The following is a 25,501-nucleotide window of genomic DNA, read 5'->3' as shown; positions in this document are numbered from 1 at the left end:
AGCGGGGACGGCCAGTTCCAGGAGATCGGCGCGTTGCGGTGCGCCCGGGCCTCAGGAGCGCGGGAGGAGTCCGCGTTCCAGGGCGACGACGACGGCGCGAGTGCGGTCGCTGACGTCGAGTTTGGCGAAGACCCGCAGGAGGTGCGTCTTCACCGTGGCCTCGCCGATGACCAGACGACGGCCGATCTCGGCGTTGGACAGGCCGTCGGCGACCGCATGCAGCACGTCCCGCTCGCGGGCGGTGAGCACGACCGGCTCGGGACGGCGCATCCGGGCCACGAGGCGCTCCGCGACCTTGGGCGCGAGGACCGTCTCACCGCGCGCCGCCGAGCGGATGGCGTCGGCGAGCTGCTCGCGGGTGGTGTCCTTGAGGAGGTAGCCGACGGCGCCGGCCTCAACGGCTCGTTCGATCTCGACGTCCGTGTCGTACGTGGTGAGGATCAGCACCCGGGTGGCCGTCGGCAGGGCGACGATCTCGGTGGTGGCGGCCACGCCGTCGAGCACCGGCATGCGCAGGTCGAGGAGGGCCACGTCGGGGGCGAGCCGCTCGACGAGGTCGACGCCCGCGCGGCCGTCACTCGCCTCACCGACGATCTCTATGGCGGGCTCGTCGGCCAGCAGGGCGATGACTCCGGCGCGCATCACGGCGTGGTCGTCGACCACGACCACCCGGACCCGGTCGTACGCGGTGTCGGTCATGGTCAGTCCTGACTGTGTGTGGGAAGGCTGGCGAGGACACGGGTGCCGTCCCCGAGCGAGCTGGTGACGGCGAGTTCGCCGTCGAGTTCGGCCAGCCGGCGGCGCATGCCGTCCAGACCGAAACCACGGGACTCCTCGACGACGAAGCCGCAGCCGTCGTCGGTGATCTCCAGCTCGACACGGCCCGCGAGTCCGGTGAGGACGACGCTGACCGCGGAGGCGCCCGAGTGTTTGCGCACGTTGGCGAGGGACTCCTGCGTACAGCGCAGCAGGGCGACGCGGGTGCGCTGCTCCAGGTCCATGTCGGGCAGTTCTGCGGTGACGGTGAGGCCGGTGTCCTGGACGAATCGGTCCAGGGTCCTGCGCAGGGTGGTGGCCAGCGAGCCGGCCGCGACACCGCTCTCGGGGGCGGACCCGACGAGCACCCGGGCCTCGGCCAGGTTCTCTCGCGCGGTCTGCTCGATGGAGGTGAGGTGCTCGGCGCAGCGTACGGGGTCGGTGACACTGGCGGCGCGGGCCGCCTCCGCGAGCACCACGATGGAGGCGAAGCCCTGGGCGAGGGTGTCGTGGATCTCCCGGGCGAGCCGTTCGCGCTCCTCAGCCGCTCCGTGCTGCTGATAGGCGACAGCCAACTCCTTCTGAGCCACGGCGAGGTCCGCGGTCAGTCGCTCCTGCCGCTCGTTGCTCCGGCCGACGAAGCGGTGCACCCACAGCCCCAGACCCACCCCGGCGGCATAGGCGACCACGGTGAACACCACGTTGCCCGTGAGGAACTGAGGGCTCCAGCCCTGGCCGAGCGTGCCGCCGAACATGGTGAAGGCCGCGGCGGCTCCGCTGAGCGTGATCGCGTCCCGCGGGACGCGGGTGAAGAGCCAGAACTGCGGCAGGGACACCACGTAGAAGGCGGCCCCGCCGTCCAGGAGGTAGGACGCCGCGCCCAGGACGAGCGCCAGGACGCCGAGGTAGCGACGAGGACGCAGGAGGGGATGGTCCGGCCGGTTGAGAACGACCGTGTGGCACAGAGCGATCAGGGCGAGCAGGCCGAGCAGCCAGTACCTCCGGGCCGGCGACGCGTCGAGCACGGCGACGGCCGGCGGCAGCAGACCGAACAGGATCCACCCTGCCAGGTTCCAGCGAAGGACATGGTCCTGGGTGAGCCGGTCACCCGGCTGCTGCCACTGACTCACGCTGATTCACCTCGTTCGTAGGGGAGTTGAGGATCCGGCGTCGATCCCGTCAGCCTACCGATTCCAGGATGCGGGGGCCTGTCCGGTGCTACGGCGGGCACGGCGCACTCCGCGGGAGGGCCACCAGTTGGCCTCGCCGAGCAGGAGCATCAGGGACGGCAGGACCAGCATCCGGATGACGAAGGCGTCCAGGAGGACGGCGACCGCGAGGCTGAAGCCGATCTGCTTCATCTCGATCAGGTGCAGGGCCGCGAAGCTGGCGAACACCGTGACCATGACGACGGCGGCGCTGGTCACCACGCCCGCCGAGCTGCCGATGCCCTCGATCACGGCCTTGCGGGTCGGGACTCCGCGCAAGGCGGCCTCCCGGATCCGGCTGATCACGAAGACCTGGTAGTCCATCGACAGGCCGAACAGGATCACGAAGAGGAACAGCGGCACGCGGGAGCCGATCGACCCGGTGGAGTCGAAGTCGACCATGCCTTCGGCCCAGGTGTGCTGGAAGACCATGACGAGGATGCCGAGCGAGGCGGCGGCGGAAAGGAGGTTGAGGACGATGCCGACGAGGCCGAGGACCACGGAGCGGAACGCGTGGACGGTCATGGCGAAGGTGACCAGGAGCAGTGCCCCGATGATGAGGGGCAGCTTCTGTTCCTGGTGGGTCGGGTAGTCGGTGTAGCGGGCGACGTCACCGGTCACCGCGGTCTCGGCACCCCGCACCCGGCCGACGGTCTCCGGGACGTACGTGTCGCGGATGTCCGTGAGCGAGGTCTGGGCCTCGTCGCTGCTGACGTAGTGCGGGACCTGTAGCTGGAGCATGCTGATCCGCTTGTCGGGCGACGTGGTCAGCTTGGAGGTGCCGCTCAGACGCGGGTCGTCCTCGACGTCGGAAGCGAGTTCGCGCAGCGCGGCCGTCACCTCGGGCGAGCGGTCGGCGTCGGCGCGGACGACGACCTGGTGCATGGACTTCAGCTCCGGATAGGCCGAGTTCAGCCGGTCGTAGACCTGCATGGCGACGATGGAGCGGGAGTGCGTCTCGCGGCCCATGTCGGTGAGCTTGAGGCCGAGGACCGGGGCGGCGAGGGCGAGCAGCCCGACAACGGTGACGGTGAGCGTGGCGACGGGGTGCTTGGCGACGGGGCGCAGCACGGCGGCGGTCAGCCGGCCGGGGCCGGTCCTGTGCCGCTTCTGCTTCTTCGGCGCGAGCCCGCGGGCCGCCCGGCGCTCGGCCCGGCGCTCGGCACGCATGCCCAGTGCGGCGAGGACGGCGGGCAGCACGGTCAGGGAGCTGACGATGGCGACGAGGGTGACGACGATCGCGCCGGTGGCGATGGACGAGAAGATGACGTCGTCGGCGAGGTAGAGGGTGGCGCTGGAGACGGCGACGGCGAGACCGGAGAGGACGACGGCCCGTCCGGATGTGGCGGCGGCGAGTTCGACGACGGCCCGCGGGGTCATTCTGCCGTCGGCGCGCGCCCGCTCCTCACGTTCACGCTTGAGGTAGAAGAGGGTGTAGTCGACGCCGACCGCGAGTCCGATGAGCAGGATGACGTTGGTGCCGACACCCGCGTCGGGGAAGACGTGCGAGGCCACCATCGACAGGCCGACGGCCGCGACGATCGAGGACAGTGCGAGCAGCACCGGAACGAGGGCCATCGCCACGGAGCTGAAGACCAGCAACAGGGTGATGAGGGTGACCGGCAGGGCGATCACCTCGGTGCGCGAGAGGTCGTCGCCGCGCAGCTTGTCGACGCCCTTGCTGATGGACGGCGACCCGGTCTCCTCGACGCGCAGCCCGGGCTTGGCTCTCTGCACGGCCGCGGTCTGCTCGATCAGCGGGTCGACGTGCTTCTTGCCCTCCAGCTCCGGGCCCTTCATGGTGACGGTGACCCGCACCGCCGTACCTCCCGCGCTGCGCACCGGGTCGGCGACCGAGAGCACCTCGGGCAGCTTGCCCATCCGGGCGGCGACGTCGGCGGCGGCCGAGTCGGCCGCGGCGACGTCGAGCCTTCCGGTGCCCGGCTTCGCGGTGATCAGGACGTGCTCGACGGGGCGCTGCTGTAACCCGCCCTCCGCGGCGATCGTCTCGCCGCGTCCAGCCTCTCCGATGCGGAAGTCCTCGGTGGTCGCCGCGTTGGTGCCCACCGAGACGCCGACACCGAGGCACAGGACGACGAACACGAACCAGCCGACGATGCCCCGCCACGGGTGGGTGGCGCTCCAACGAGCCATGCGTACGGGAAGATTCTTCATGACATCCATGCTCTTCGCCGGGGTCGTGGCGCCGACAGCAGCGACCGGTTGAACTTGGGGTCCACCGACTGGTGGACCCCCGACCGGCTCACTGGAAGGCATGGCCGCGTCGGTCGCTGCCGCCCTCGGACCGGAATCGGTGCGCGCCCCGGCTCCTCGTGTTCATCGCCGGCGGTCAGCCCCGCACGTGCAGCCCGAAACCCGTGCGGCCCGCGGTCTCCAGCCCCTCCTTCAGGCGCAGCGAGGGAATCTCGTAGTCGCCGAAGTTCTGCCGCCGGAACGGGATCGGCTCGGTCGACTCCAGGGTGAGCAGGCGCTGCTCCCAGGCCTTGGCGGCGTCCGCGTAGTCCTCGTCGGTCATCCGGTCGGTGCCGTGCAGCACGAAGGGGGGCAGCACCTCGATGCCCGGGTAGTAGAGGATGCCATGATGGATCGGGAACAGCAGGTCGTCGATGGGGCCGTTGATCCCGCGAGCGGAGTAGTGCGACTCCGGGCCGCCGACGGTCACCGACAGCAGCGCCTTCCTGCCCGCGAGCGTACCTTCGCCGAAGCGGTCGCCGTACTTGGTGTCGCTGTGCTCCCCGACGCCGTATGCGAAGTGGAAGGTGAACACCCGGTCCACCCAGCCCTTGAGGATCGCGGGCATCGAGTACCACCACAGCGGGAACTGGAAGACGATCGTGTCGGCCCACAGCAGCTTCTCCTGCTCGACCAGGACGTCGGGGGTGAGCGTCCCGGTGTCGAAGGCCCGGCCCGAATCCCGCGCGACCTGCAACGGATCTGAGGCGGCGGGGCCGTAGTCCGCGGCGTCCACGACCGCCTTCCAGCCCATCGCGTACAGATCGCTCACCCGTACCTCGTGCCCCGCACTCTCCAGTGTGGACACCGCGAGGTCCTTCAGCGAGCCGTTGAGCGACTTCGGCTCCGGGTGGGCGTAGACGATCAGCGTTTTCACGGGAACTCCTTCGGATCGGATGCCTTCGATCCTGGACGCCACGGCGCCCGGCGTTCAGGGCCGCCTCTTCCACCGGACGGGACTTCCTGGTAACAGCAGGGCCACCCTCACAGGCACCACCGAGGCCATACTGAGGGCATGGACGATCTTGCGGGCTTCCTGCGGACTCGGCGTGCCCGGGTCGACCCGGCAGCCGTCGGAATTCCCACCGACAGCCGCCGCCGGGTCGAAGGGCTGCGTCGCGAAGAGGTAGCGCACCTGTCCGGAGTCAGCGTCGACTACTACGTACGGCTGGAGCAGGGCCGCGCGACCCAGCCCTCCGAGCAGGTCCTCGACGCGCTCGCCGGGGTCCTCGGCCTCGACGAGACCGAACGCGGGCACCTGGACCGGCTCGCCCGGCAGCGCCGCCGCCGGGCGAAGGCGCCGGGCGGGCGGGTCCGGCCGGAGCTGCTGCGGGTCCTCGCCCTGGTCGCCGACGCCCCCGCGCTGATCATGGACCACCGCCTGGACGTACTCGCCGGGAACCGCCTCGCCGGGCTTCTCTTCGGCCGGCCGATGCCGGGCCTGAACATCGCCCGGCACATCTTCCTCGAGGAGGCCGAGCGCGGCCTGTACGCCGACTGGGAGACATGCACGGTCGACGTGGTCGGACACCTGCGCCTGGCCGCCGGCAAATACCCCGACGACCCCCGCCTCGCCTCGCTCATCGGTGAGCTGTCAATGGGCAGCGAGCGCTTCCGCCGCCTCTGGGCCCGCGCGGACGTGCGCGCCCGCACCCATGGACGCAAGGCGTACCGGCACCCGCTGGTGGGGCTGCTCGAACTGCACCAGGAGAACTTCGCGCTACCGGATGAATCGGACAGGGAGTTGGTGGTGCTGTCCGCGGCCCCCGGCAGCCCCGCCGAGGACGGCCTGCGCCTGCTCGCGCGCCTGGGCACGGATCGCGCCGACGCGCACTCCACAGTGAACGCTCAAGCCCGCGAGTAACTCCCCTGTGTACCGGTGAGGAGGGTGTCACCAGTCGCAAAAGCAGTCCGTGACCGGAAAGCACCGGACGGGACGCCTGTGTGAGGATGCGGGCGCGATCGGCTGCATGGTGGTTTTCCTGCTCGGCCTGAGGAGCGGCGGGCTGCACCCGTTGTGGCGTCGCCGTGAATCGCTGGAAGCGCACCTTCGCACCTTCTGGCGGGGAGCGGGAAGAGCACCGGGACGTTCTGGTGACCGCGGAACTGCCCGCCCTGGTCAAGGAGTCGGTGACCTCCTTCGGGGAAGAGGCGGCCGCCCTGGAGTTCGAGGTCAACGGGCCGGACACCACGCCCGCCGTGTTGAGGGAGCACCGGGCGGTGCTGGCGGCGTACGACCGGGCGAGCGCGGCTCGTAGCGAGCCCGACGCGCTGACCGCTCCGCGCGACGGACGCGCCGCCCCTGATCCGTCTCGACGCCCGCCGGCACGGTCGGCCGGTTCCCGTCGACGCCCTCACGTCAGTCGCCCCAGACCGGGCCTCCCCGTATCGGCCGACCGCCACGCCAAGGGCTGGGGCCGGGCGGTCGTCGGCGCGACCCCCGTTGATCCGGTCCTTCATCGAGATCGCGACAGCCGCGTACCGTCACGGGTCGACGCCGTACGGCGCAGGGCAAGGTGGCTGAAGGCGACGGCCAAGTGGTGCCGCTCTGACCGGCCCGGGCTGTCGTTGGGTCGTGCTGCGCACCGCTGCCGGTACGAGCGTTCTGGCAAGCGACGCAATCGACGGGCCGCCATGAACCGGTGGCCCATGAACGGAAACGATGAACACCGCCTACTGGATCGTCGCGGGAATCCTCGCGCTGTTCTACTTCTGCGCAGGCACGTTGAAGGCGATCCGCAGCCGCGATCAACTCCGACCGATGATGACCTGGGTCGACCGCATACCGCTGCCTGCCCTCAGGGCGCAGGGAGCGGTCGAAATACTCGGCGCGACCGGCCTGATCCTGCCGCCGCTCACCGGCATCGCTCCCTCGCTGGCGCCGGCCGCGGCCATCGGCTTCGTACTCCTGCAGACCGGCGCGATCGCCGTCCACCTGACCGGCGAGGAAGGACCGCCGGATCGCACTCAACGCCGGACTCACCGTCACCGCGGCGGTGACCCTCTGGCTGGCCACCAGGCGGTGATCGAGGCCAGTCCCTCGACCGGTGCATGCGAAGACAAGGTCCGCCGTCCCACGGCCGCTGTCCTTCCCCATGAACATCGGACACGCCGCCGCACGCACGCTTGCGATGCTTGTGAGTGGTCGCGGGCGGCCACCGCGTCCGCCACGGCCAGACCGCCGTGGGCCGCTTCCTGACGCGCCTTTGGAAAAAAGAGTTGTGGGCCGTTGTCGATCCGGCCACGTCCCGTTCGACGTCATGATGTGCGGCGCCTCGCCGCACGATGACGCGACAGGACCTGACGAGGACAGACGTGGATCAGCTGCTGAGAGTCATGAACTTCAATGTCTCGAGTGATGGAATCGGTGCCGGTGAGCACCAGAGTCTCGAGCGGCCGTTCGGCCACGACCATCCCGAGAGGCTGTTCGCCTGGGCCGGAGCCACGGCGAGCTGGCCCATGCGCACGGATCCCGGCGGGAGCCGTGGCCTCGACGACTACTTCACGCGGGACTTCGCACGCAACATCGGTGCCGAGATCATGGGCCGCAACAAGTTCGGCCCCCAGCGCGGGTCCTGGCAGGACCATGAGTGGCGCGGCTGGTGGGGGGAGGAGCCCCCGTTCCGCACTCCGGTGTTCGTCATGACTCACCACGAACGTCCGTCGTTCACGCTCTCCGACACCACGTTCCACTTCGTCGACGGCGACCCGGCCACGGTCCTCGAACGTGCGCGGGAAGCGGCGCAAGGCCAGGACGTCCGACTCGGCGGCGGGGTCACCACCATCCGGCAGTTCCTCGACGCCGGCCTCGTCGACACCATGCATGTGGTGGTCTCGCCGGTGAAGCTCGGGTCCGGACTACGTCTTTGGGAGTCTCCCGATGAGCTGCTCGACCGGTTCCACCTGGAAGTCGTGCCCAGCCCGAGCGGCGTGACACACCACCTGTTCTGGCGGAGGTGAGGCGAGGGTAAGTCGAGTTCAGGCTGCGCTTGCGAGGGGGCGTCCGCCCCAGCGGACTGCCCTTCTCGCTGCGAATGCGGGCGCGCTCCCTGCGTTGAGCGGCGAGGACGTCAAGATGGCGGGCGTGGGCGTTGCGCCGGCGCAGGTAGCGGTGCAGGACCTGAGTCTGGGCGGGGGATGCTGCGCTGGTGGGAGTTGGCCAGGGTGCACTGTCGCAGCGGGCCGAAGTGGGCCCCGACCGGGTTGGCCCAGGAAGCGTGGGTCCGGGTGAGTGAAACACAGTTCGACCTTGGTTGTCTTCGCCCAGCGGCGAGGGTCCTGACCTGTGCGGGCGGACAGGTTGTCCAGGACGATGTGGACCGGGGCGCCGACGGAACAGGCTGCGCGGATCGACTTCAGCGCGTCCAGGGTGTTGGCCGTGCCCTTGCTGCGGTGGTTGACGCCCAGCGCCTGGCCAGCAGCATCATCGCCGCGCCGGTAGCGCACCGAACCCGTGCTGCCCCGGCGCACGATCTACTGGAGCTTCTGCCCCTCCTGGTCGATCGTTCTGCGCACACGGACAGGCTCAGCCACCGCGCCTCCAGCTCGAACGGACGTCACCGCACATGCAATCGCCACGACCACCAACCCGGCGAACCTACGCGGTCACAGCACCAGTCACCCGGCTGGCGGGCCGAGCCCCCACCATCTGGCCGGCCCGGTAGCCCCGGTAGTGGTCCTGGCGCGGTCATCGGGGCACGGTGCCTGCTAGGTGTCAGCCCTGCTCGCGCAGGCCCCAGGGAGAGCCGTACTCGGTGAGCAGGTCCAGGAAGGGGCGGGGCGGGAAGGCCTCGGGACCGAGGACACCGCTGCCCGTCCAGACGCCGGTGGCGAGCAGTTCGAGAGCGACGACGGGGTTGACGGCGGTCTGCCAGACCACTGCCTGGGAGCCGTACTCGCGCATGGACCACTGGTTGTCGACCACGTGGTAGAGGTACACCTCGCGTGGAGCGCCGTCCTTCGTGCCCTTCACCCAGGTGCCCGCACAGGTCTTCCCCGTCATCCGCTCGCCGAGGCCGGCCGGATCGGGCAGGCACGCGGCGACGACGTCGCGCGGGGACACCCTGACGGGCCCGTCCTCGCCCTGGACGAGCACCTTGGCGGTGGAGTCGAGGCCCAACTCGTGCAGGGTCTTCAGCTTGGCGATGAAGTCGTCGCCCAGGCCGTACTTGAAGGTCACCCGGCGGGCGTCCACCCAGCGGGGGATCAGCAGCACCTCCTCGTGTTCCACGTTCACGCACTCGACCCGGCCGATGCCCTCCGGGAAGTCGAAGACTTCGGGCTCGCTGAACGGCGCGGTGGTGAACCAGCCACGGTCCTTCTCGTAGACCACCGGGGGGTTCAGGCACTCCTCGATGGTGGTCCAGATACTGAAGGAGGGGGCGAAGCCGTATCCCTCCACGGTCAGATCGGCTCCGTCACGCACACCGATCTCCGCTATCTCGTCGAAGAGTTCGTCCGCGGCGTACCGGGCGAAGACGTCGGACAGGCCGGGTTCCACGCCCATCCCGACCAGGGCCAGACGACCGGCGTCCGCCCACTGCTCGGCCAGCTCGAACTGGCCGTCGCCGAGCTTGACTCCGCACTCCTCGTACGGGCGTTCGGCGTGCGGGGCGGACAGGGACATCGCCATGTCCAGGTAGTGCGTGCCCGCCGCGAGTGCCGCGCGGAACAGGTGCATCACGAACCGGGGGTCGGTCGCGTTGAGCAGAACGTCGCAGCGCTCCTCGGTGAGCAGCCGGCGCACTCCCTCCTCGTCGGAGGCGTCCAGGCGCCGGGCGCTGAACCGGTCGCCGTGCTCCTTCAGCGCGGCGACGGCCGCCTCGGCCCGGTGCAGGTCGTAGTCGGCCACGATCATGTGGGTCAGGAAGCCGCGACGGGCCGCGATCCGGGTGACGGCTGTGCCGACACCGCCCGCGCCCACCAGGAGTACACGCATGTCAGACACCTTTCTGTGAAGGGCACGGGCCCTGGGGATGCCCTGATGCAACGGGATGGCGCAATGTAAGGTCAACTGTGTTGGCATAAGAGTCGCCGTCGCGGCGGTGGAGAGGGCGTGGTCCGCATGGCCAAGCAGGTGGTGCCGGAGTCGGCGCGGCGCAGGCGCCGGCCGACCCGGCAGGGCACCGTGCTGTCGGAGAAGCTGATCGTGGAGACCGCGCTGCGGGTGCTGCGCGAGCACGGCACCGCCGGCCTCACCGCCCGTCGCCTGGGCACCGCTCTCGGCGCCGATCCCAGCACGCTCTACCGGTACTTCTCGGGCATGGACGACCTGACCCGGGCCATCGGTGAGGAGCTGATGGGACGGGCTCGGGACAATTGGTCCGCCACCGGGGAGTGGCGGGCCGACCTGCGGTCCCTCGGGCTGGCCATCCACGCCTCGTACCTCGCCCACCCGCAGGCCGCTGCGCTGACCGCGAGCCGGGTCACCGGCCGGCCGCGGGAGATCGCGGTCGACGAGATGATCCTCGGCATCCTGCGCTCGGCCGGCTTCCCGGACCCCGCCGCCGTCCGCCTTTACCACGCCTTCATCGACCTGAGCCTGGCCTTCGCCGCCCTCGACGCCGGAGCACTCGTCCTGACGGAGGAGGCCCGGACGAGGGACGAGGAGATGTGGACCTCCACCTACGCCCGGCTGCCCGCCGAGTCCTACCCGAACATCGCCGCGACAGCCCGCCTCTTGGCCGCCCGCATGCTCCACAGCGCCTACCCGGTCGTCCTGGACGCCCTGCTGGAAAACGCCGCCTCACGGCTGGTCGCGGGCGCGGGCGGCGGGCAATAGCGGGACGGAGGACGGCCCGCGCCCGGGGCGGCGGGTGTCCGCCCCGCTCTGGGCTCGGGGCCTGCTCCGCCCGCCGCTCGCACTGCGTCGTCCGTCCCAGCCGACCGCGCTGGTAGGCGTTCAGGGCTCACACGCGAGGGCGCTGATCGCTTCGGGGGCACCCGCTCCTGCCGCCCCGGCGATGCCTTCCACACACTCAGCCGCTTCCGTACCCGTATCTCCAGAGCACTACGCATGACGATGCCGTCCGCGCCCAGGACCCGGCTGTGGCCTGACCGGCACTATGCGATTCGGGCCCCGGGACACCGCCGGTGAGTGACGGCGGAGGTGGCCGTGCGTGAGGACTCGTGGGGACTCGTGGGGACTTCTCGCTGGAGGCCGCCACACAACAGAAGCCGTGTCCGCCGAAGGGTCAGCCCAGGTGCTGTTGGAAGAATGCGGCCGCCTCCCTGCCGACGCGAACGCGGGCAGTCGGGTCGGCGGGTTCCGGGGCGAAGAAGTCGTCGTGGCGGACATGGGAGCCGACCGAGCAGCCAGTCGCCGTGGGGATGTGCTCCAGGTACGGCCTGATGTCCACGTCGTAAGGGTTGACCGTGTCTGCTCCACCCCAGCGGACGCCCACAGGCACCCGCACGCTTGCCAGGCTTTCCGAGGTCACGAGACCACCCCCGCCGGGGGCCACCTGGAAGACCGCCCGCACTCGGGGATCCGAGAGGTCTGCTGCGGCAGCATCCAGAGCACTGCGTGACGACTCCTCCAGTGGATACTTCTTCCGCAGCGCCTCCAGCGCACCGGGGAACTCGGGAATCTCCGGCAGAGGGACCGCTCCCGTCAGTACAGCCCACAGGGTCTGCGGATCGACACGGGCCCCGGCGAGGGCCGCCGCCGTGTAACCGCCGAGGGAGAAACCCGCCACGCCGACCGGACCAAGCAGCTGTTCCCGGGCGAGGGCGTCGAGGGCGAAGGAGACGTCCCGGGGCCGTTCCCAGATATGGAGAAAGCCCTCCGGCTGGTAGCCGTCGACGTGGTTGTTGCCGTGGTGATCAAGTGCAACGACCCGGAAGCCCGCCTCGTGCAGCGGTCGTACCAGCCACTCCATGGTGCTGCCCGAACCTCCGGTGCCGTGAGAGACGACGACCAGCGGAGCAGGCGCAGGCTGTGGGCGGCTCGGCTCCCACACGTAAAGACGCACAGGACGCGGACGAGTCGCATCCCGCAGGTCATATCGAGACTCGTGTAGAGGACACGTATCAGTGGCTGTCCCTGTCCAGAGATCATCATGGCGACATCGTAGGGAGGCCGCCTGTCATAAGTGCTGAGAACGATCACGGCCGGATGGTGTCGATGAGCGCAGCCATCGCCTCGACCGTGCGGACTTCGTAAGAGCAGTAAGAAAGCCTGAACCAGCGGCGGTTGTGTGCGCCGGCGGGGCGTGCAGGCATTCCCGCAGAGCGCTTGACCTCACCCTCAAGGGCAAGCTTTAGCGTTCTTCTAGGTGAGAGGCATGCGGATAGGTGAGCTGGCGTGGCCAACGGCTATCGGGACTACGACGAGAACGACGTACGGCTCACGCAGGAGATCCGGGCGCTGTGTCGCCTCGGCATCCCTGTCGAGGCGACACGGCCGTTCTTGGAATGCCTGGCCCAGGGGCACGGCACGCGGACGACTGCCCGGCTGCGCTGGCCGGGTACCGGGACGCCATTGCTGAGCTCACGCACCGGATCGAGGGCCTCACCGCCCGCCGGGCGGTGCTGGTGGCGCACCTGCATGAGGCCGCTCACCGCAACAGCCGCTTCTCACCGGCCACAGGAGACGTACCGATGACCGACTACACGAGCCTGCCTGCCGACCTGTCCGTTCCCGAGGACGACGGCGCTGCTGCCCACCTGCGCGGTGCGAGAATGCCGCAGCTGGAACTCCATGCCACCGATGGCACCACGATCAGTCTTGAGGCGCTGGGTGCAGGTCGCACGGTGCTCTACATCTACCCGCTGACAGGCCGCCCCGGCACCGATCTGCCCGAGGGCTGGGACTCCATCCCCGGTGCCCGTGGCTGCACCGCCGAGGCATGCGGCTTCCGCGACCACCACCAGGACCTGATCGCGGCCGGCGCGACCCGGGTGTACGGCCTGTCCAGCCAGGACAGCGACTACCAACGTGAGGTCACCGAGCGGCTCCGCCTGCCGTTCCGGATGCTGTCCGACCCCACACGGGGTTTGGCCCGGGCACTAAGCCTTCCCACATTCACCACTGGCGGCCTGACGCTGTACAAGCGGCTCACGCTGATCATCAAGGACAACCTGATCGAGCACGTCTTCTACCCGGTCTTCCCGCCGGACAAGCACGCCGACCAGGTCATGGCCTGGCTTCGCGACAACGCCCGTCAGCCTTGACTGGTTGGCGCGCCTGTGCAACTGCCGCCAGCTCTCCATGGAACACGCCCTACCGGTGACCGTGTGTGGTCGTCCGGATGGATAATCCCCCGCATGGACCAGGGACTTGCGGCGTTACTGGGTGCAACGGTAGGCGTTGTCGGCACGGTTGTGGCGTCGACGATCTCCAGTGCCTCGACTCGGCGGCAGTTGGAGGGGCAAGCCAGAGTCGAGCACTCCCAGTGGCGCAGACAACTGCGGCGAGACGCGTACAGCGCCTTTCTAGCCCCGGCCAACGAGTCTCGCAGCGCTCTGAAGATGGCTGCACGAGCGCTGGTTGGCGATGCTCCGGATTTGGCGGAAGGTGATCGACGGCTCCAGATAGCGCAAGATCGGTTGGCGCTGGTGCAGGCAGCTTGGGCCAGCCTCGCAGTCGAGGGACCCGAGTCAGTAGAGCACGCCGCCCACAGCGTCCACCTAGGGCTCCACTCGATGCATACGACGCTTCTCGCCTGGCGCGAATCCTCGGGTGCCCCGGATCGCAACGTCACATTCGTGGAGCGTCACGCCGTCGAGGTGACCACGGTCTCCGAGCGCCTCGGCAATTTCATTTCGGCGGCTCGGGGCGCCTTAAATGAGACAGACCTTCCCTCAAGCAGGCGCAACTGAGGGTTCGGCGCTGACCGCGGTGGGCGCAGTTGCCGTCCAGGCTGCGTTCTGGGGCCGTCGCCACGGTTTTCGCATCGCCCGCGGCGGACCACGGCTGGACCGGCTCACCCAATTCGCCGACTGCCTCGCGGAATTGCTCGCCGAACGCCCGTAGAGGGTGCTGGGCCGGCATGTCGGTCAGGGCGCGGCCGACATGCTGGGACAGCGTGGTGCCGCGGCCGGTGTGCAGAAGGCGGCCCGCGGCGTCGTAGCGGCCCCAGAGCATCGTCCAGCTCAGGATGGTTCGTCTGTCGGGTGGCGGGCAGTGCCGGGCAGGTGCTCGGTGTTCGTGTCCGGATCGGGCCGATTGGTGGCCCGGGGATCCCGGAGGCCGGGGGAGCGGGTGCCGGTGCGCGACTTCCGCTCCCGCTTCTCGCTGGCTGACGGTCATGAGGCGGGGACGCGTACGTCGCGCAGGACGAGGTTGCGGGCGTCGGGCCAGTAGAAGTCGTGCAGGGTGATCGTCAGTCGGGTGGTGCGCGGGGAGACGTCCCAGACCACGCTCTCCAGCCGGCTTCGCTGGTGGGGCGGCGGATCCCCGTCGCCTCCACCCTGGAAGGGGACGGACTCCAGCGCGGTGCCGGTGGCCTGGTCGCTGAAGCGGTAGCTCATGGCCTTGAAGTCGGCGCCTCGGGTGCGTGTCACGTAGGAGACGACCCTGATCGACGTTCTGGTCTCGCCCATCCAGTTGCTGGAGGCGCGCGTGGTGGACACGACCTCGAAGCGGACGCCGTGGCCCTCGACCGTCCATGGGGGGTCGCCTTCGGCCCTCACCTCCACGGGATTCGGCCGCTGCAGAGGACCGGGCAGCGGCAGGAATGACCAATCGCCGGGACCGAAGCGCTGCATGAGTAGAAAAGCGACGGCGGCCGCGACGATCCCGAGACTGATCCGGTTGAACTGTCGCACACGAGTTCCTTAGAAGAGAATCTTCTTCATTGCGCGGCGTTCACGCACCACCGGCCCCTGGAGTTCACGGTAGAGGCGGTCGATCCGTGCAGGATTTCCGAGAGCGGCCAAAGTGGCCGACTTGTGGTCCGAGCCGACCATGTAGTGGATGTCGAGCGAGGCGGTGTGGGTCAGGTAGGAGAGAAGGCCGCGGGAGTAGTTCACCTGTGTGATCGAGGCGTACCAGATGCTTTGCTTGGAGCGGGGGACAATTCCCTGGGCGACGTCGAGCCGTCGTTCGTAGAAGTCGAATCGGCTTGCCCGGGAGATGAGGAACGCGGCCGCCCATGCCGTCACCGCGTACGCGCCCAAGGGCAGGTACAGCCAGTTCCGGCCGAGTAGGGCGGGGATGGCCAGGGCCAGTGCCGTGGCGAACACGGCGGCCGGCACCCCGGCCCGCAACTGCGTGCGGCTCGACCACACGAGGTCCCCGACGGGGGCGCTGCCGCGCTCGTCCAAGTCGTCGGCCAGGGTCGGCAACGATGCCGGGGGCGGCACGTACCGGTCCGCGTCGAGGACGGCGAGCGCGGCGAGACGCTCCAGATCCTCGGGTACCGCAAGGTCGCCGCGGACCGGCTGCGCCCCGCTGGTCTCACATTCCTTCAGACGCCGCCGGGCGTCGCCGGCTTCGCCATGAAGCAGACACCGGCGATAGGCCTGAGCGGCTTCACCGAGACGGCGCTGCCCCTGCAGGGCCTTCCCCAACTCGTAGGAAGCGAGGTAGTGGTGTGGTTCTGCCTCGATGACCATCCGCAGGTGCGTTTCGGCTCGCTTCCATGCTTTTTCCTCATTGAGGCACACGGCAAGCGCGTAACGGCAGGCGAGATCATTGGGACGAGTTTCGACTGCTCGTTCGAGAAGGTCCGTTGCCTCGGCCGTCCTGCCAGCTTGAAAAAGATTCCTGGCCTGTGCGAAAAAATCACCCTCAGGCGTCACGCGACCTACGCTACAGCCGTCCGCCGCCCTAATCTAGAAATATGACCAAAGCTGAGATTGTCGCTCGTCTGAGCGATTACCTCGCCGCTCAGCCGCCCTCCGAACAGACCCCCACGGTCGACGCGCACCGGGCGATGTTCGTCTCCTACTGGCAGCAGGCTCAGCAACTCGCCGGTGGCGACACGGGGCTTGCGCTCAGATGTGCCCGCGAGGCGGCCACCTTGAGCAGTCTGCCGGGGGAGTCGGCCGAGCACGCCGCCGCCCGGCACGCGGCCCTGCCCACCTTCGCCTTCGGCGACCACGAGGTGACCTTCCCCGCGGACCTGATCAGCGGTCGGCTCACCCCCGAGACCGTCAATCCGATGTGGAACGACAAGGTGGCCCATTTCTTCGCCAGCGCCGAACTGGCCTTTGCCGGGCCCTTCGAGTGGCTGTCCGCCGACGGCACGGGTCACGGTGTCGGCGTCGGCGCCGGCGGAGCGACCATCCTCGGGTACGCAGAAGAAGTGCTCCAGCTCGGCCACAACGCCGCCCACGCGATCGGCCTTCCCGTCGCACCGCACTTCGGAGCCATGGACCCGGGAGATCTGTACGTCAACGGCTGTGGTGCTGCGTTCGGTGCGGACGCCCGGGAACACGCGGCCGCCACCGACATCCTGCGCTACCTGCGCGCACCCGACGAAGACGACGCGACCGCACCGGCCGATCACACCCCCGACGCTCAGGGTCCCCCCGACGCAGGCCCGGGACCCGATGCCGGTATCCCGTCCGTCCCTCACCGCGACGCCGAGGCGCCTCCTCCTGCGCCTCCTGCGGCCCCACCCGACCCTGTCGGCCAGGTCACCCTGGGCGATGGTGTCTGGGCCGACAGAGCCGGCAACTGGCACCCCGTCCTCCCGGTCACCTCTCCACAGGACCTGAGCACAAGCACCTTCACCAAGGACATCAAGAGCAACGATGTCATTGCCCCGGGCATCGGCGACCTCTCCGGAGCCACGTTCACAGGCGGGGAGTTTCACCTCCACTTCCCCGGTGTCGCCGGCCCGGCAGGCATCGACGACAGTCCGGCGGCGTCCGGGCCGCCGGCAGGTGCCTCCTTCACCACCGACCACATGCACACCAGCAGCACCGCCGACCAGCACGCAGCCACCAGCACCCACCACACCGGCCAAGGTACGCAGGAACAGCGACCGGACCAGGACGCAGCGGCACCGGCGGCGCAACCGGAACGGAGCCAGGAACAAGCCCATGACGGCAGCGGGGCGACCTTCACGCAAGCGGCCTCTCTCTACGCCGAGCACACCCCCGCGCCCGACGGTCACGCCCTGACGCCACCTGATGCCTCACAGGGTTCCGACGCGGTGGCGGGCTTCACGGCAGAGCACTGAAACTCCCCGCGAGCGGCGCCGGTAGGTGCCGGTGAGGGTGGTCACCGTCCGGGGGTGGCACGGTTCACCACCGGCAAGCAGGCGCACGCACGCCTCCCTCCGGCGGCCGCCGAAGCCGCAGTCGAAGGCGGCGATCCCATCGAGACCATCGCCCACCACTCCGGCTTCGGTGCCGCAAAGACGCTGCGGCGCCCTTCCCGTAGGGACGTCGGCATTGCGCCGGCCGCCTCCGCCATGATCCACGAACAGCAGGACACCACCGTACTGATCGCCGAACGGCCGGGCCCCATGCGCTGCAACAAGGGCATGCGCGTACTGTCCGACCATACCGTCGAGGATCATTCGCCGCTCGACGTGCTGCTCGTGCCCAACGGGAACGGCACCCGGCCCACCGGTCAGATCCCCTTCCGGAAGAGGCGAGAGACCTCGGTCTTCGCCTGGCCTCGCCAGTGGGCGACGCCGTCGCGGGCGGCACGGGTGCGGGGGTGGCGCCGCCCCAGCACCCGTACCAGATCAGCGACGAGTCGTGCGAAGTCTGCTGCGGCGCCGGCTGCGTCCCCCGCCCTGCCTCGCCAGTGGGCGAGGTTCCCGCGGGCAATGAGAGTGGTGGGGTGATCGGTTCCCAGTACCCGTACCAGGTCGGGCAAGAGCTTGTCGTAGGCAGCCACGGCACCAGCCGCATCGCCTGCCTCACCGGCAAGATAGGCGAGGCCGTTGCGGGCGGTCAGGGTGCCCTGGTGGTCCGCTCCCAACGCTTGAACCACGTCGGGAAGGAGCTCCTTGTAGGCGGCCACGGCGCCCGCCGCGTCACCCGCCTGGCCTCGCCAGCCGGCGAGGTCGCCACGGGTGGCGAGGGTGTCGGGGTGGTTCGTCCCCAACACGCGAACGAGGTCGGGCATGAGTTCTTCGTAGGCGGCCACGGCACCGGCTGCATCACCCGCCGCACCCCGCGAGTTGGCGAGGTACCTCCGGGTGGCGAGGGTGTCGGGGTGGTCCGCCCCCAGCACACGTACGCAGTCAGCCAGCAGATGTGTCAGCTGTTCGCAGGCCTCCGCGGCAAGGGCAGCGTCCTCTGCCTGCCCCAACGAGCGGGCCAGCTCGCGCCGGGTGGCCAGAGTGCCCCGGTGATCCGGTCCCTGGACCCGGGTCCGGTCGGCAAGGAGTTGGGCGAAGTCTGCGGCGGCGCCGACCGCATCCCCCGCCATGCCTCGATTCCTGGCGAGGTTGCCGCGGGCGGCGAGGGTATGGGGATGGTCGGGACCCAGCAACCGCACCAGGTCGGGCATGAGCTCTTCGTAGGCGGCCACGGCGCCCGCTGCGTCGCCCGCGATGCCTCGCCAGCTGGCGAGGTCGCCACGGGTGGCGAGGGTGTCGGGGTCGTCGGGGCCCCACGTGCGCACCATGTCGGGCAGGAGTTGCTCGATGACGGCCGCGGCGCCGGTTTCATCCCCGCCCTTGCCCAGCCAGTGGGCAAGGTTCTTGCGGGCGGCGAGGCTGTCGGGGTGGTCGGGTCCCAGGACGGTACGGGTCAGGTTCTGGAAGTGGGTGACGGCCGCGGTGACCTGGCCGGCGTGTCCCAGGCTGTTGCCGGCCTGAAGGAGCACCGCATGGGCTTCGTCAGCGGAGCACAGCGCGTCCTGAGCGTGATGGGTCAGCGCATCGGCGTTGGCACGCAGGACCTGTCCGAGAGGTTTGGCGTGGGCTGTCACCGGCCAGGCCTCGGCGAGGGCGTCGGCGGCGACACGGGCGGTCTCGTCAAACGTCTGAGAGGTCAGGGTGTCCCGAGTGGCACGTTGGATGAGCTGGTGGACGCGTATGGCCTGGTGGGGGACATCGGGGGAGTGGTCGATGAGGTTGAGGCGGTGCAGGGCCCGGAGAGCGTCCCTGACGTCCTGGTCCGACACGTCGCTGCTGCGACCCTGGTCAGAGGTGGCCTGGGTGCGGTACTGGGCGAGATAGCGACGAGCAGGCAGGCCGGCCAGAATGTCCTGGGGGATGCCGTTGCCGTCCAGCATGGCGGCGAGTTGGAGTGCTGGGCGGGCCAGGCCGACGGGGCGGAGGGAATCTGCGCGCTCGATGGACAGCGACCACGTGGTGGTTAAGGTCGTGGTCTGGTCGTCCGGCAGGGTGCTGGCTTCCGGCAGCACGCTGCCGAGCTTGGTGGTGCGGGCGGTGAGGCGGCGGCGGTAGCTGGTGCAGTGGGTGTGGGTGCACCCGGGGCAGTCGATGGGGACGTCGGCATCGACGATGTAGGCAGCGGCCTGTGACAGGGCCAGCGGCAGATAGCCGAGGTCCTGGGCCAGTGCCTGGACCCCGCTGGGGTCGTCGTGCCGCCCGTGTTCGGCGAGAAACCCGCTCAGGTAGGCGGCTGCCTCCTCGGGTGTGAACACTCCGAGATCGATCCGCTGTCCGGGCACGGCGACGTCGCGGCGGCGCGTGGTGACCACCGTGCGACCGTGCGGGTTCTTCGCGGGCCAGAGGCCGGTCAGGTCGGCGGGGTCGGCGACGTCGTCCAGGACGACCAGCCACCGGCAGACCGGTCCGGAGCCCGGCGGACTGGGCTCCAGCCATCTCCGGAACGCCTGTGCGGATCGCTCGGGGTCACCGGGTTCGGCGGCAAGTAGCTCTTCAGCGGCCTGGGCGTAGGTGGAGATGATCGCGGGCCGGCTGCCGGCGTTGACCCATACCAGTACGTCAAGCTCTCCCGTGTGCCATGCCTGCCGGGCGTAGTGAGCGGCGAGTTGGGTCTTTCCGACCCCACCGGTGCCGCGCAGCACCTGGCACAGCACCGCCGTGCCGCCGCCGGTCACCGCGGCCCGTAGCTGCTCGACCTCGTCCCGTTCCTGGAAGGCCGCTGCCTCGCGGGGGATGACGCCGACCTGGTGCGGCCAGGGTGCCCGAGTCCGCGGCGCCGCACGGAACTTGACGGTGACGTCCCCGGCAACGTACCCGGTCACCGCTACGCTGCCAGGAGCTGCGTTCGCATTCCCCGTCCGGGTTACCGAGACGGGGCTTGCCGCGGGAGGGCTGCCGCCCATGGACGGCCCTCGATAGCCGGTGACCGCTGTGGCGCTGCCGGTGGCCTGTGCGTCACCGGTGTCCGCGACCCGGATCCCGGGATCCCGACCATCCTGGGGCGCGGGCTTGCGCTTTCGCCGCTTCATCGCGAGCCTCTCGTGTTCAGGTGTAGTCCACGCCCGTGCCGGCGCTGCTTCCGGGGCCATCGGCGGTGGCGTTTCCGGTGCGCTCGGCTTTAGCTGTCCCGGTTCCCGCAGCGCCGGGGCGCCGCACACCTGTGTGGGCCGTACCGCCGCCGGTTCCCTCGGCATTCCCCGTGTCGACCGCGACGTCCGACGGTCCCGGGGGTGGGGCCGGCACGGGCGGACGTTGCAGCAGTGCCCAGGCCAGGGCGGCGATGCCGGTAGCGGCCTGGACTGAGGCGCCGACCAGTTGTCCGGTGTCCGGGCTGTCCAGCAGCCAGAGCAACGGTGTCGACACGATGCCCGCCACCGCGGCCACCATGACCGTGATCTTCCAGCTTTGCGACACGTCCGCCCCTCTCTCGTCCATCCCGACAGTCCTTCAGCCCACAACGTCCCCTGCCTCTGAACCGATAGCAAAACACGCATTCCTGCGACCATCGGTTGCGCAGCCTCACCAGCGGTTGGCACGGCCGGGCACCGCACCGCTACCGATTTCCGCGCACGGCCGTTGGCTCCGCTTCCTCCCGGTCCCGGAGCGTCGGGCTCCAGGCGCCGAGCAACGCAAAGCCCTGAACGGTCCGCGATGGCACTTGTACGCTGAGTTGGTGCCTCTTCGCCACGGTTCCGCGGCCGCTCACAGCGGGAAACCGGTCGATCCAGCCTGGGACGAGTTGGGCGACGCGATACGGAAACTGACGTTCGCCCGAGACTGGGACGACGTCCGGCGCGCGTTCGACCAGCACCCCGAACTGCTGAGTGACACCGGTGTGGAACTTCTCGAGTACCTGGCCGAACGGCTGAGTAAGGAGGGAGATCCCGCCGGGACGCGCCTCTACGGCCAGTACCTCGACCTTCTGGTGCTGGCGCGCCACACCGGCGTCGAGGCCGCGATCGCCGAGATGAGCGGCGACGAGATCTCGTCCGAACTGCAGGCTGCTCTTGCCCCTTTGTCCCAAGCGCAGACGGCCGCCGACGACCCGCCCGGGCATATCGCGCGCATCCGGCGTGCCCTGGAGTCGGCCTCGCCGGACAGCGCGCCGAAGGTCTGGCGCTCGCTGCAGGCGATGCTCGGTGACGCCCTGCTCGACGACCACACGGGTGATCGCGCCCAGAACGTCGAGGACGCGCTCGACGCGTTCCAGGCGTCCCTGTCCCGGCAGTCGAGGACCGCCCGGCCGATCCTGTGGGCCATCACGATGAACGACGTGGCGAGGGCGCACATGGAGCGGGTGCCCGGCGACGGGGAGGAGAACGCCTCGCACGCGCGCGCCGCCTTCCGGCAGGCCCTCGACATCTTCACCGGCGACCCGGGGCCGCGGATCATCGCGGTGGAGACGGAGCGGACCCTCCTTCTGCTGGCGACCGGTACGGACGCCGAGCTGCGCCGCGCGATCGACATCCTCCGCCGCCTGCTCAACCACCTGCACGGCATCTTCCCGGTCGACAGCGTGGTCGATCTTCCCCGGCTGGCGCGATGCGTCCGAGAGGTACGTCTGTCGCAGGCCGACGAAGAGGACCAGAACGACGAGAACGACGACAGCGACGAGGACGATGGGGACCACAAGGACGGCGAGCACGGTGAACACGGCGAGCACTTCGTGGTGGACGTGCCGAACGGTGCGATGCGGTGCGATCCGGGGTGGGAGCGCGTGGCCGTCGGTGCGTGGCTGCTGTCCGAGTACGGGCGGACCGGCCACGGCGACACCCTCCGGCTCGCGCTGCGCCACGCCGAGGAGACGGCACGGTCCGCCGACGCGTCCTCGGGATGGCGGGGAGAGGCCCTCGCCCTGCTCGGCAACGCCTTGTGGAGCTACCACGACCGGGTCCGGGATCCGCGGGCCCGCGACCAGGCCATGGACGCGCACCGGCAGGCCGCGGCTGTGCTGTCGCCAGGGTCCCCCCTTGTCGCCGACTGTCTGACCACGCTCGCCGAGGGCCTCTACCAGCGACACGTGGAGAGTGGTGACCGAGAAGACCTGGACGAGGCGATCGCACTGGCCGACCGGGCCACCGCCCTCCTCCCGCCCGACTCACCGCTACGTCCGGCGTTCCTCCTGCGGCTGAGCAACTACCGGCAGGCTCGGTACTTCGCCGACGACGACCCGCGTGACCTGGAGGCCGGCCTGGCGGCACTGCGGTCGGCCGAGGAGCTGACCCCGCCCGACGCCGCCGGCCGGCTCACGGTGCTGTGCAAACTGTCCGCAGCGCTGTCCGTTCGGTACGAACGACTGGGCGACCTCGCCGACCTGGACGACGCCATCGCCCGTGGCCGCGAGGCGCTCGACCACACGCCGGACCCGTCCCCCGCCCGCGCCGCTGTGCTCGGAGAGCTGTCCTCCACGCTGCAGGGCCGTTATGAGGCCGCCAGCCGGCCGGCCGATCTCGACCACGCCATCGAGGCCGCCCGCCAGGCCCTGGCCCTCACCCCCGCCACGGCCCCGGATCGCGCGCGGTCCCTGTTTCGGTTGGGCCACGCGCTGAACGCCCGCTACGACCTGGCACAACGGCCTGAGGACCTCACCGAAAGCGTCGCGCTCATCGAGCAGGCCGTGGCGCTCTGCCCGCCCGGGGCGGGCTTCCGGGATGCGGCGTTGAGCGCGCTCAGCATGGTCATGCGCGACCGCTACTTCCGCGACGGCGACCTCGCCGATCTCGCCCGGTCCGTCGAAGTGGCTCGCGCCGGCCTTGCCCTCTCACCACCCGGCGCTCCCGGCCGATGGGTGCACCTGACGGGCCTCGGTGTCGCGCTGCGCCAGCTGTACACCCGCAGCGGCGCGCTGCCCGACCTGGACGAGGCGATCGCGCAGTGGCGGGAGGCACTCGACGACGACTCCTCCGACGAGGCTCTCCCCGTGGCTCTCGGCGGTCTCGCCGTCGCCCTCCTCGACCGTCATCGGCACACCGGTGACGGTGCGGACCTCCAGGAAGCGATCGGGCTGGCCCGCAAGGCACTGGACTTCGTCCCACCGTCGTCGGCGTCCTATCCCAACGCCACCAACCTCCTGGCTCACGCGCTGCTGGACGGCTTCCTGAGCGCGGGCGACCCCGCCGTTCTCGACGAGGCCGCGACACTGTTGCGCGGGGGCATCGAGGCGGACCAGGGCAGCGTGCACGGCCGGCTGTTCCTCCCCAGCAGTCTGGCGCGTGTGCTGACCTGCCGGTACGAGATCGACGTGGTGGGCCACGCCGCCGACCGGGACGAGGCGCGAGCGCTGTTCCGCCGGGCTGTGACCGCCGGGCTGGTCATGTGTCCGGACCTCGCCCGCGCCGACAGCGGGGCGTGGGGCAGGTGGGCCGCCCGGCGGGAAGCCTGGGGCGAGGCGGCGGAAGCGTACGGCTACGGCTTGCGGGCGATGGAGCAGTTGTTCCGGGCGCAGCTCACCCGCGCGACGAAGGAGTCGCGGCTGCGTGACACGCAGGGACTGGCGGTCGCCGCCGCCCACGCGCTGGCAAGGTCCGGTGACGCGACCGGGGCGGCGGTGGCGCTCGAACGTGGCCGGGCCCTGCTCCTCTCCGAGGCGCTTGAACGTGGCCGGGTCGGTCTGGAACAGCTCAGCGCCACCGGTCATGCGGACCTCGTCGAACGCTACCGGCGTGGCAGTGCGGCCCTGGCAGCACTGGAGCGCCAGACGCTCGCTTCGGCAGGCGGGTCAGGCCCGGCCCCGGCGCACCACGTGCCGGCTCATGACCCCGATATCACCGACGCGCTGCGGGCCGCCCGAGCCGAACTGGAGGCCGCCATCACGGCGATCCGGCGGGTCGACGGCTACGAGAGGTTCCTCGACCCGCCGCGCTTCGACGACATCCGGGCGGCCGCGACGACCCCGCTCGTCTACCTGGCGGCGGCGGAACGGACCGGATTCGCCCTGCTCGTCACCGGTGACCACGTCGGGGTGCGCTGGTTGCCGTCGCTGACCGAGGAGTCGCTGCGCGCCCGGGTGGAGTCGTATCTGAGGGCGTACGGTGAGCGAGCGAGCGATCCCATCGCCTGGGAGAACTGTCTGGACGAGGTCACGCGATGGCTCTGGGACGCGGTCATGGAGCCCGTCGTCGCGGCCCTGGCGCCCGCCGGCCGGGCGGCGTTGGTGCCCGCGGGCCTGCTCGGCCTGGTCCCGCTGCACGCCGCCTGGCGCGAGGACGCGTCGGCACCGACCGGGCGCCGGTACGCACTCGACGATCTGCTGCTGACCAGCGTCCCCAACGCGCGTGCCCGCGTCGCTGCGGCGGAGCGGGCCGCCACGGCCGGCCAGGAGGGGCTGTTGGCGGTGGGGGACCCCCATCCGGTGTCCGCGCGGCCGCTGCCGGCCGCCGACCGTGAGGTGCGGGAGGCCCTCGGCCACTTCACCCGCACCCGCAGTCTCGGCGGGGACCGGGCCACTTTGACGGCCGTCCGGGACGCGCTCGGCGACTATCCCGTACTCCACTTCGCCTGCCATGGTTTCGCCAAGGTCGACCAGCCCTTGGCCAGCGGGCTCCTGCTCGCCGGCGACGAGCCGCTGACCCTTCGCGACCTGCTGAGGGGCAGCCCGCTCGACGCCCGGCTGGCCGTCCTGTCGGCCTGCGAGACCGCTGTGCCCGGCGTCGATCTGCCCGACGAGGTCGTGAGCCTGCCCACCGGGCTGCTCCAGGCCGGTGCGGCGGGTGTCGTCGGATCGCTGTGGGCGGTCTCCGACCTGAGCACGATGGTGCTGATGGCCCGCTTCTACGCGTTGTGGCGCTCGGACGGGCTGGATCCGCCGGAAGCGCTGCGGCGGGCGCAGCAGTGGGTGCGCGACACGCCGAACGGCGCGAAGCGCGACATGTGGCCCGGTATCGGGGAACTGAGCGGCGACCATGTGCCGGCCGGAGCCAAGTCCCTGTGGGAGCGGGCGCGGGCGCACCGTTCGCCGTCCTGCTGGGCCGCGTTCGTGTACGTGGGGGAGTGAGCCGGGCCGCGGGGCGCCCGCCG

Annotated in this window: 17 protein-coding genes and 3 pseudogenes; 8 read left to right on the top strand and 12 right to left on the bottom strand. The window is 70.2% G+C overall.

What is annotated here, in order from left to right; genetic code table 11:
• Positions 1-51: 51 nt before the first annotated feature.
• From ACIP4Y_RS32305 to ACIP4Y_RS32290, 4 genes are all read right to left on the bottom strand, one after another.
• A complete protein-coding gene (locus tag ACIP4Y_RS32305; RefSeq protein WP_401399270.1) occupies positions 52-699 on the bottom strand; it encodes a response regulator in 648 nt (215 codons plus the stop codon).
• A 2-nt stretch (positions 700-701) separates the two neighbouring features.
• Positions 702-1,886, bottom strand: a complete 1,185-nt coding sequence (locus ACIP4Y_RS32300; protein WP_401399268.1) for a sensor histidine kinase — start codon at positions 1,884-1,886, stop codon at positions 702-704.
• Positions 1,887-1,940: 54 nt separating this feature from the next.
• Entirely contained in the window at positions 1,941-4,139 is a 2,199-nt protein-coding gene (locus tag ACIP4Y_RS32295; RefSeq protein ID WP_401399266.1) for an MMPL family transporter, read from the bottom strand.
• Positions 4,140-4,314: 175 nt separating this feature from the next.
• Complete coding sequence (locus tag ACIP4Y_RS32290; RefSeq protein WP_401399265.1) at positions 4,315-5,094, bottom strand: NAD(P)H-dependent oxidoreductase; 780 nt, start codon at positions 5,092-5,094, stop codon at positions 4,315-4,317.
• Positions 5,095-5,232: 138 nt separating this feature from the next.
• Here ACIP4Y_RS32290 and ACIP4Y_RS32285 point away from each other — a divergent pair, with 138 nt between their 5' ends.
• From ACIP4Y_RS32285 to ACIP4Y_RS32275, 3 genes and pseudogenes are all read left to right on the top strand, one after another.
• Positions 5,233-6,081, top strand: a complete 849-nt coding sequence (locus ACIP4Y_RS32285; protein ID WP_401399263.1) for a helix-turn-helix transcriptional regulator — start codon at positions 5,233-5,235, stop codon at positions 6,079-6,081.
• A gap of 798 nt (positions 6,082-6,879) precedes the next feature.
• A pseudogene (locus ACIP4Y_RS32280) lies at positions 6,880-7,243 on the top strand (DoxX family protein).
• Between the two features lie 289 nt (positions 7,244-7,532).
• On the top strand, positions 7,533-8,177 hold the full coding sequence (locus tag ACIP4Y_RS32275) for a dihydrofolate reductase family protein (RefSeq protein ID WP_401399261.1): 645 nt from the start codon (positions 7,533-7,535) through the stop codon (positions 8,175-8,177).
• An 18-nt stretch (positions 8,178-8,195) separates the two neighbouring features.
• On the opposite strand, the pseudogene ACIP4Y_RS32270 reads toward ACIP4Y_RS32275, so the two are convergent.
• Positions 8,196-8,657, bottom strand: a pseudogene (locus ACIP4Y_RS32270) (hypothetical protein); the annotation flags it as partial.
• A gap of 274 nt (positions 8,658-8,931) precedes the next feature.
• Complete coding sequence (locus ACIP4Y_RS32265; RefSeq protein WP_401399259.1) at positions 8,932-10,155, bottom strand: saccharopine dehydrogenase family protein; 1,224 nt, start codon at positions 10,153-10,155, stop codon at positions 8,932-8,934.
• Positions 10,156-10,281: 126 nt separating this feature from the next.
• Here ACIP4Y_RS32265 and ACIP4Y_RS32260 point away from each other — a divergent pair, with 126 nt between their 5' ends.
• The gene (locus tag ACIP4Y_RS32260; RefSeq protein WP_401399257.1) at positions 10,282-10,998 is read left to right on the top strand and encodes a TetR/AcrR family transcriptional regulator; all 717 of its coding nucleotides are present in this window, start codon (positions 10,282-10,284) and stop codon (positions 10,996-10,998) included.
• 412 nt (positions 10,999-11,410) lie between these two features.
• Here the strand turns inward: ACIP4Y_RS32260 and ACIP4Y_RS32255 are convergent, their stop codons facing one another.
• Positions 11,411-12,097 carry an alpha/beta hydrolase family protein gene (locus ACIP4Y_RS32255; RefSeq protein ID WP_401399255.1) on the bottom strand — a complete coding sequence of 229 codons (687 nt, stop codon included), beginning with the start codon at positions 12,095-12,097 and terminating at the stop codon, positions 11,411-11,413.
• Positions 12,098-12,818: 721 nt separating this feature from the next.
• Between ACIP4Y_RS32255 and ACIP4Y_RS32250 the strand changes: the two genes are divergently transcribed.
• Together ACIP4Y_RS32250 and ACIP4Y_RS32245 are read left to right on the top strand one after the other, a co-directional pair.
• The gene (locus ACIP4Y_RS32250; RefSeq protein WP_401399253.1) at positions 12,819-13,391 is read left to right on the top strand and encodes a peroxiredoxin; all 573 of its coding nucleotides are present in this window, start codon (positions 12,819-12,821) and stop codon (positions 13,389-13,391) included.
• Between the two features lie 679 nt (positions 13,392-14,070).
• A pseudogene (locus ACIP4Y_RS32245) lies at positions 14,071-14,193 on the top strand (kinase); the annotation flags it as partial.
• A 272-nt stretch (positions 14,194-14,465) separates the two neighbouring features.
• Here ACIP4Y_RS32245 and ACIP4Y_RS32240 read toward each other — a convergent pair.
• Both ACIP4Y_RS32240 and ACIP4Y_RS32235 read right to left on the bottom strand, forming a co-directional pair.
• Positions 14,466-14,852: a hypothetical protein gene (locus ACIP4Y_RS32240; RefSeq protein ID WP_401399252.1), complete on the bottom strand. Its 387-nt coding sequence runs from the start codon at positions 14,850-14,852 to the stop codon at positions 14,466-14,468.
• A 144-nt stretch (positions 14,853-14,996) separates the two neighbouring features.
• Positions 14,997-15,962, bottom strand: a complete 966-nt coding sequence (locus ACIP4Y_RS32235; RefSeq protein WP_401399251.1) for a tetratricopeptide repeat protein — start codon at positions 15,960-15,962, stop codon at positions 14,997-14,999.
• Between the two features lie 41 nt (positions 15,963-16,003).
• Between ACIP4Y_RS32235 and ACIP4Y_RS32230 the strand changes: the two genes are divergently transcribed.
• Complete coding sequence (locus tag ACIP4Y_RS32230; RefSeq protein ID WP_401399250.1) at positions 16,004-17,350, top strand: hypothetical protein; 1,347 nt, start codon at positions 16,004-16,006, stop codon at positions 17,348-17,350.
• Here ACIP4Y_RS32230 and ACIP4Y_RS32225 read toward each other — a convergent pair.
• The 3 genes from ACIP4Y_RS32225 to ACIP4Y_RS32215 all read right to left on the bottom strand — a co-directional run bounded on the left by ACIP4Y_RS32225 (position 17,306) and on the right by ACIP4Y_RS32215 (position 20,920).
• Positions 17,306-17,677, bottom strand: coding sequence for a hypothetical protein (locus ACIP4Y_RS32225; RefSeq protein WP_401399249.1), 372 nt, complete (start codon positions 17,675-17,677; stop codon positions 17,306-17,308). The genes ACIP4Y_RS32230 and ACIP4Y_RS32225 overlap by 45 nt on opposite strands.
• 68 nt (positions 17,678-17,745) lie before the next feature.
• Entirely contained in the window at positions 17,746-20,307 is a 2,562-nt protein-coding gene (gene fxsT / locus ACIP4Y_RS32220) for an FxSxx-COOH system tetratricopeptide repeat protein (RefSeq protein WP_401399561.1), read from the bottom strand.
• A 223-nt stretch (positions 20,308-20,530) separates the two neighbouring features.
• Positions 20,531-20,920 (bottom strand): hypothetical protein, encoded by a 390-nt coding sequence (locus ACIP4Y_RS32215; RefSeq protein WP_401399247.1) that lies wholly within the window; start codon positions 20,918-20,920, stop codon positions 20,531-20,533.
• 304 nt (positions 20,921-21,224) lie between these two features.
• Here ACIP4Y_RS32215 and ACIP4Y_RS32210 point away from each other — a divergent pair, with 304 nt between their 5' ends.
• Entirely contained in the window at positions 21,225-25,478 is a 4,254-nt protein-coding gene (locus ACIP4Y_RS32210) for a CHAT domain-containing protein (protein WP_401399245.1), read from the top strand.
• Positions 25,479-25,501 lie beyond the last annotated feature (23 nt).

Source organism: Streptomyces sp. NPDC088810, assembly GCF_044750305.1.
Lineage (GTDB): Bacteria > Actinomycetota > Actinomycetes > Streptomycetales > Streptomycetaceae > Streptomyces.
The sequence above is the reverse complement of the archived record's forward strand: the minus strand, read 5'-3'. Positions and strand labels throughout refer to the sequence as shown.